The sequence below is a fragment of the Lentibacillus kapialis genome, assembly GCF_014646635.1.
GTDB lineage: Bacteria > Bacillota > Bacilli > Bacillales > Amphibacillaceae > Lentibacillus > Lentibacillus kapialis.
The window spans coordinates 136323-142421 of sequence record NZ_BMNQ01000003.1 but is presented as its reverse complement, the minus strand read 5'-3'; the positions used below and the strand labels follow the sequence as shown (position 1 = coordinate 142421).

General features: G+C 39.3%; 6 protein-coding genes. 5 read left to right on the top strand and 1 reads right to left on the bottom strand.

The features are described 5' to 3' along the window. Window positions 1-292 precede the first annotated feature (292 nt). On the bottom strand, window positions 293-1264 hold the full coding sequence (locus IEW67_RS02725; protein WP_188631520.1) for an asparaginase: 972 nt from the start codon (window positions 1262-1264) through the stop codon (window positions 293-295). Window positions 1265-1464: 200 nt separating this feature from the next. On the opposite strand from IEW67_RS02725, the gene prsW reads away from it, so the two are divergent. The 5 genes from prsW (at window position 1465) to IEW67_RS02700 (ending at window position 6077) form a co-directional block, all read left to right on the top strand. Continuing rightward, complete coding sequence (gene prsW / locus IEW67_RS02720) at window positions 1465-2130, top strand: glutamic-type intramembrane protease PrsW (RefSeq protein ID WP_188631519.1); 666 nt, start codon at window positions 1465-1467, stop codon at window positions 2128-2130. 203 nt (window positions 2131-2333) lie between these two features. Next, window positions 2334-3176, top strand: a complete 843-nt coding sequence (sleB, locus tag IEW67_RS02715; RefSeq protein ID WP_188631518.1) for a spore cortex-lytic enzyme — start codon at window positions 2334-2336, stop codon at window positions 3174-3176. A 15-nt stretch (window positions 3177-3191) separates the two neighbouring features. Further along, complete coding sequence (ypeB, locus tag IEW67_RS02710; protein WP_188631517.1) at window positions 3192-4547, top strand: germination protein YpeB; 1356 nt, start codon at window positions 3192-3194, stop codon at window positions 4545-4547. A 233-nt stretch (window positions 4548-4780) separates the two neighbouring features. Further along, window positions 4781-5485 carry a (d)CMP kinase gene (gene cmk / locus IEW67_RS02705; protein ID WP_188631516.1) on the top strand — a complete coding sequence of 235 codons (705 nt, stop codon included), beginning with the start codon at window positions 4781-4783 and terminating at the stop codon, window positions 5483-5485. After that, window positions 5472-6077 carry a lysophospholipid acyltransferase family protein gene (locus tag IEW67_RS02700; RefSeq protein WP_188631515.1) on the top strand — a complete coding sequence of 202 codons (606 nt, stop codon included), beginning with the start codon at window positions 5472-5474 and terminating at the stop codon, window positions 6075-6077. The genes cmk and IEW67_RS02700 overlap by 14 nt, the downstream gene beginning before the upstream one ends. The last annotated feature ends 22 nt before the right edge of the window (window positions 6078-6099 follow it).

The window sequence follows — 6099 nt, the reverse complement described above, 5'->3', positions numbered from 1 at the left end:
GTTGCGAGGAGTGCTGCTTCACCGAAAAACTTGCAACACGACGAGCACACTAGTGTTTTTCCGAAGCGACTGCTGACGTCAAAATGACATCTAATTTGTCAACCATAGATTTTGGTCAACAGCCATTATTTTATTGGTAAGACAAGCTACGTCCGGTTTCATTAGTATAATCGGGCTGATTACCAGTCGCTTCGGCGGATTACACGAAATAATCTGCCGGAGCGATCTTCCAGCACTATCAAAAGGTTTACATCAAAACCAATAATCAGCCATCATACATGATTTCATTCAGTCAATAGTTATTCTTGAACATTTCTTTTAATGAGTCTATATCTGATGTGATCTCCAATGTAACTAATAATTTCAATCGTGCTTTTGGACCTGTTAAACCATCGGCGAAAATAACCCCCATATCCTTAAGTTGTTTACCGCCCCCATCATAATCATATGTTGGCTGTACGATTCCCTTATAACATCTCGATACTAATATAATAGGTATTTTATCATGAATAAATTGTTTTAAAGAGGGTAATGTTTGTTTGGGCAAGTTCCCTTGACCCAATCCTTCCAGTACAAGTCCATCAGGTTTATTTTGATGGACGGATTCCAGAATATCAACATTCATACCCGCGTAGGCTTTTAACATAAATACATGCTGGGTAATTTTGCTTACGGGCCACGAATGCCTTGTCAAAATGGGATGATAGAAGATGATGGAATTCTTGGTAACACTACCGATTGGTCCGTATTGTGGACTTTGAAATGTAGCCACGTTACTTGTCGATGTTTTTGTTACATTTCGAGCTGTATGTATTTCGTCATTCATGACGACTAGTACACCTTTATTCCAAGCATCATCGCTTGTGGCTGTACGTAAGGAACTGATCAGATTGTAAAGGGCATCAGAGCCAATTTCATTTGCAGAACGCATAGCACCTGTCACGATAATAGGTTTGTCCGTGTCTGAAACAAGATCAAGGAAGTAGGCTGTTTCCTCCAATGTATCCGTCCCATGTGTAACGACAAATCCATCGTATTCATTTACTTTCTCTTTAATGATAAGAGCCAGCTGCAGCATATGCTGCGGTGTAATTTGCGGTGATGGTACAGAAAATGGTGTAACTTCTTCTACGTGTGCGTAATGCCCAAATTTATGTTTCAAATTGGTTAATGGGTGCTTATCTGTTGTCGTAATTTCTCCGGTTTGTTTGTTTTCAAGCATTGATATAGTTCCACCGGTGTGAATAATGAGTATACGTTTCAAAACGCTCACCTTCCGTCATCTTGATTTTCATTTTCACTGTAGCATGGTATTATAGAGTGAAACTTTAATCAGTGTGGGATTTATCATTCTAGATATTTATCGAATCAAATCGGACATTAAGTGTCAGTTGGTTGTTATCTGACATATATTGCTTTTCATTATAGCAGAACAGACCAACAACGTCTGAGAGAGGTTTTTATATGGTTGCACTTTTTTCAGCGAGTATTGCTCCTGCATTTACATTAATGGCCTTTTTTTATTTAAAAGACCGTTTTACTGAGCCCTTATCTTTAATGGGTAAAACCTTTCTGTTTGGTGCCTTGCTTGTGTTTCCGATCATGTTTATTCAATATGCATTTTCAGCTGAAAACCTAAATGAGAATATCTTTATTCAATCATTTTTCATATCGGGACTTCTGGAAGAATTTTTTAAATGGTTTGTGTTTATGTACATCATTTTTCACCATACGGATTTTGATGCGCATTATGATGGTATTGTTTACGCAGTTTCCATAAGCCTGGGGTTTGCTACGATTGAAAATATACTTTATCTATTTACCAATGGAATAGAATATGCCTTTTCCAGAGCATTATTTCCAGTTTCTTCACATGCATTGTTCGGGGTGATGATGGGCTATCATTTTGGCAAGGCTAAAATGGGCACCACCCATAAAAATCGGCACATTATACTGGCATTATTCGTTCCGTTCCTTTTGCATGGCACCTACAATTATATGCTTAACATTATCGCAAGCGATTGGTTAATATTACTAATCCCGTTCATGATAGGGCTATGGTTCATGGCACTCCGTAGAATGAAAACCGCAAATCAATATGTTATACATAAAAAGAAAATGCAAGCATGAACGCCTTTATATCCCGTTATATAAAGGCGTTTTTTATTGGCTAACGTTTAAAGAGGCTCAGGATCATCCTTTATTAATACGCGACGCGCTTTCATCAACATTTCATAAGTTCCAACATTATAAAAAAGTATTCCAGATGAATAAAATAACTGTTTCGTAAAAAAATAGGTTCATTATGATAATGCTTAGCAGGAGGCAACGATATGACCTACAGAAAAATGTTCCTATTTATCATTATATGTCTTATGGCAATTGGACTGCAAACACCACATTCTGTAAAGCCGGTGAACGCCTTTTCTGATCAAGTCATTCAACAAGGTGCAGTTGGTGAAGACGTGATTGAGTTGCAGGCGAGGTTGCAATATCTTGGTTTTTACAACGGAAATATTGATGGCGTATTCGGATGGGGAACATATTGGGCTCTGCGGAATTTCCAATATGAATTCGGAATTGAAATTGACGGTCTAGCCGGAACGAAAACCAAAGAAAAACTGGAGGCAGCAAGTGAATATGACAAGGAATACGTTAAAAGCCAAATAAACCAAGGCAATGATTTCACCCATTATGGAGGTGTTGATAACTCAAAACAGTCCGAGTCAGGCAATGGTGGCAACAACAATACATCTAATAATAATACAAATGATAATAATGCACAAACAAAACCAGCAGCCGCGAATGTACCTCAGGGGTATTCGCAAAACGATATTCAATTAATGGCCAATGCTGTTAACGGGGAAGCCAGAGGAGAACCATATGTTGGACAAGTTGCGGTTGCTGCGGTCATCTTGAACCGTGTCGAAAGTCCGTCTTTTCCTAATTCAGTGTCAGGCGTCATTTTTGAACCAAGAGCATTCACTGCTGTAGCTGATGGACAAATTTGGCTGACACCTAAAAAGAATTCTAAGAAAGCTGTCCTTGATGCCATTAATGGATGGGATCCATCAGGAAATGCCATCTATTATTTTAATCCGGTGACAGCAACCTCGGATTGGATCTGGTCGCGACCACAAATTAAAAAAATAGGAAAACATATATTCGCTAAATAGAAAGGTGTGATGAAAATGATACGATGGATTTTAATTGGAGTTCTCACCTTGGGAATAGCTGGTGTCAGTTTTTGGGGATATCAGGAACATCAAGAAAAAAATGCGGTCTTAATCCAAGCTGAAAACAACTATCAGCGAGCATTTCATGAGCTTTCTTATCATATGGACGTGCTTCATGACAAGATCGGTACAGCCTTGGCAATGAACTCAAGAGAGCAGCTCTCACCGCAAATGGTCGAAATTTGGAGACTGACATCACAAGCATCTTCCAATGTTGGACAGCTACCACTGACATTAATGCCATTTAACAAAACAGAAGAGTTTCTTGCAAACATAGGCGATTTTACTTATCGTACAGCTGTAAGAGATTTACAGAAGAAACCGTTGAAAGACAAAGAAGTTAAAACCCTTCAGAACTTATATGAACAATCCGGCGAATTGAAAGATGAGCTCAGAAACGTTCAACATACTGTGTTGGATGAAAACCTGCGATGGATGGATGTGCAATTAGCATTAGCCACTCAAGATGAGCAATCAGATAATACGATTGTTGACGGCTTCCAGACTGTTGAAAAAAAAGTTGAGGGTTTTGCTGAAAGTAATGTGGATTCAGCACTAACAGGAACTTCCGCAGAGGAACATAAATACCAAAACCTCACTGGCGAAAAAATTAATAAAGCACAAGCGTCTAAAAGAGGCCAGGAATTACTCAATGTCAAAAATAAGGATAAATTGACAGTAACGGAGAGCGGCAAGGGAGCAGATCTTCCAATATATAGTGTTTCTTATAAGAATGGCAATAAAAATGGCTACCTTGATATAACCAAGCAGGGAGGACACCCACTGACATTGTTGGTTAACCGACAGGTACAGGAACAAAAAATCAGTCTCAACCAGGGATTGGAAAAGGCAAAAGAATATGTAGATCAATATAATTTTGATGATATGGAAGTCTTCACCAGTAACCAGTATGACAACATTGGTGTCTATTCTTTCCTTTACAATCAGGAAGGTGTAAGGATCTATTCCGATGCAATAGAACTGAAAGTAGCATTAGATAACGGTGATCTGCTTGGACTGACAGCGAGAAATTACTTTATGAACCATAAAGAACGAGACATCCCTGAACCGAAGCTTTCGAAGGATGAAGCAAAAGAAAAGGTGAATCCGGACGTTCAGATTAATGAGGAACACATGGCCATAATTGACAATGATATCGGCGAAGAAGTTTTGGTATATGAGTTTCTTGGAGTGCTTGGTAACGAAACGTACCGGATATTCATAAATGCAAAAGATGGTACGGAGGAAAAAGTGGAAAAACTGGATGGTACTGAGATTAATTATGCATTCGCTTCACAGGGAAGGGCTTAGCTCTTCCTTTTTTTCCTTTATAAATAAATGTACAAGATAACAATATAAGGATATGATAAAGGTACTGGACATTTCGACTTCGCGGATTGAAAATCATTAGAACTTTTTTTAGCATGTATGTTATTATTTTAAATGTAGGATTACATAGACTGAAGTCGGTAATTATTCAAATGATGATTGGTTGCTCTTTTAATACCTGCACCACTCATTTTCGAGGGGAATGAAAGACAATAATGAATACACATGCAATCGCGATAGCAATTGATGGTCCTGCAGCTGCCGGAAAAAGCACGGTTTCTAAAATTGTCGCCAAGAAGCTTTCTTTTATTTATATTGATACTGGAGCAATGTACCGGGCTTTAACATATAAAGCGCTGCAGGAGCATATCCCGTTTGATGATGAAAAGAAGCTTGCGGATCTTTTAGCGGAAACGAGCATAGAACTTCTGCAAGAGAAAGATCAGCAGCACGTTCTGATTGATGGTAACGATGTCACCCACGATATCCGATCTGAGAACGTGACCAACAATGTATCCTATACAGCTAAGCATTCAAGTGTGCGGGGAGAAATGGTCAAGCGCCAGCAAGAACTGGCTAAAAGACGGGGGGTTGTTATGGATGGACGCGATATTGGCACTCACGTTCTGCCAGATGCGGAAGTAAAAATCTTTTTGAAAGCCTCAGTAAAAGAACGGGCAAAGCGAAGATATGAGGAAAATGCCGAAAAAGGTTTTTCCGCTGATTTTGAAACTTTAAAACAGGAAATTGAGGAAAGGGACCGAATTGACTCAAAACGGGATTTCGCTCCGTTAATTAAAGCAGACGATGCGATTGAACTGGATACCACCAACTTATCAATTGATGAGGTCGCTGAATCCATCCTTTACGAAGTGGAAAAGATTGCATCAGACAGAGGGAATCCTGATGAATCTTTATAAGACAGCCAAGTGGGTGGTGTCAGCCATATTTTATCCCTTATTTCGTATCCGGATTACCGGAAAGGAAAACATCCCCAAAAACGGTCCTGTAATCATTTGCTCAAATCATACTTCCAATCTTGATCCTCCGGTTGTAGGGATTACATCACCTCGGGATATTTATTTTATGGCAAAAGGCGAGTTATTTGAAAAGCCTTTTTTGCGCAAACTGCTAACAAATATTCACGCATTTCCAGTGAAAAGGGGAATGCGCGACAGAACTGCTTTGCGCAAGGGACTGGAGATTCTGGAGCAGGGAAATACGCTGGGACTTTTTCCCGAAGGGACACGAAGTAAAACAGGTCAGCTTGGGAAACCATTGGCCGGAGCCGGCTTTTTTGCATTAAAATCCAACGCGACAATCATCCCCTGTGCGATTATCGGTCCGTATAAGCCCGGCAGTAAACTAAAAGTGATCTATGGCGAAGCTGTGAATATGCAAGCATACCGTGATTCAAAAGCATCAGCAAAAGAAGCAGCAGATGCAATTATGACAGAAATCGGAAATTTAATGGAAAATCATCATTCACAACATGCTTCGCTTGACAAATAATTATAAATATTAGAAGTTATAA

Coding starts and splice junctions, on each gene's coding strand:
- cmk (WP_188631516.1), top strand. CDS start 4,781: ATGAATACACATGCAATCGCGATAGCAATTGATGGTCCTGCAGCTGCC.
- prsW (WP_188631519.1), top strand. CDS start 1,465: ATGGTTGCACTTTTTTCAGCGAGTATTGCTCCTGCATTTACATTAATG.
- sleB (WP_188631518.1), top strand. CDS start 2,334: ATGACCTACAGAAAAATGTTCCTATTTATCATTATATGTCTTATGGCA.
- IEW67_RS02700 (WP_188631515.1), top strand. CDS start 5,472: ATGAATCTTTATAAGACAGCCAAGTGGGTGGTGTCAGCCATATTTTAT.
- ypeB (WP_188631517.1), top strand. CDS start 3,192: ATGATACGATGGATTTTAATTGGAGTTCTCACCTTGGGAATAGCTGGT.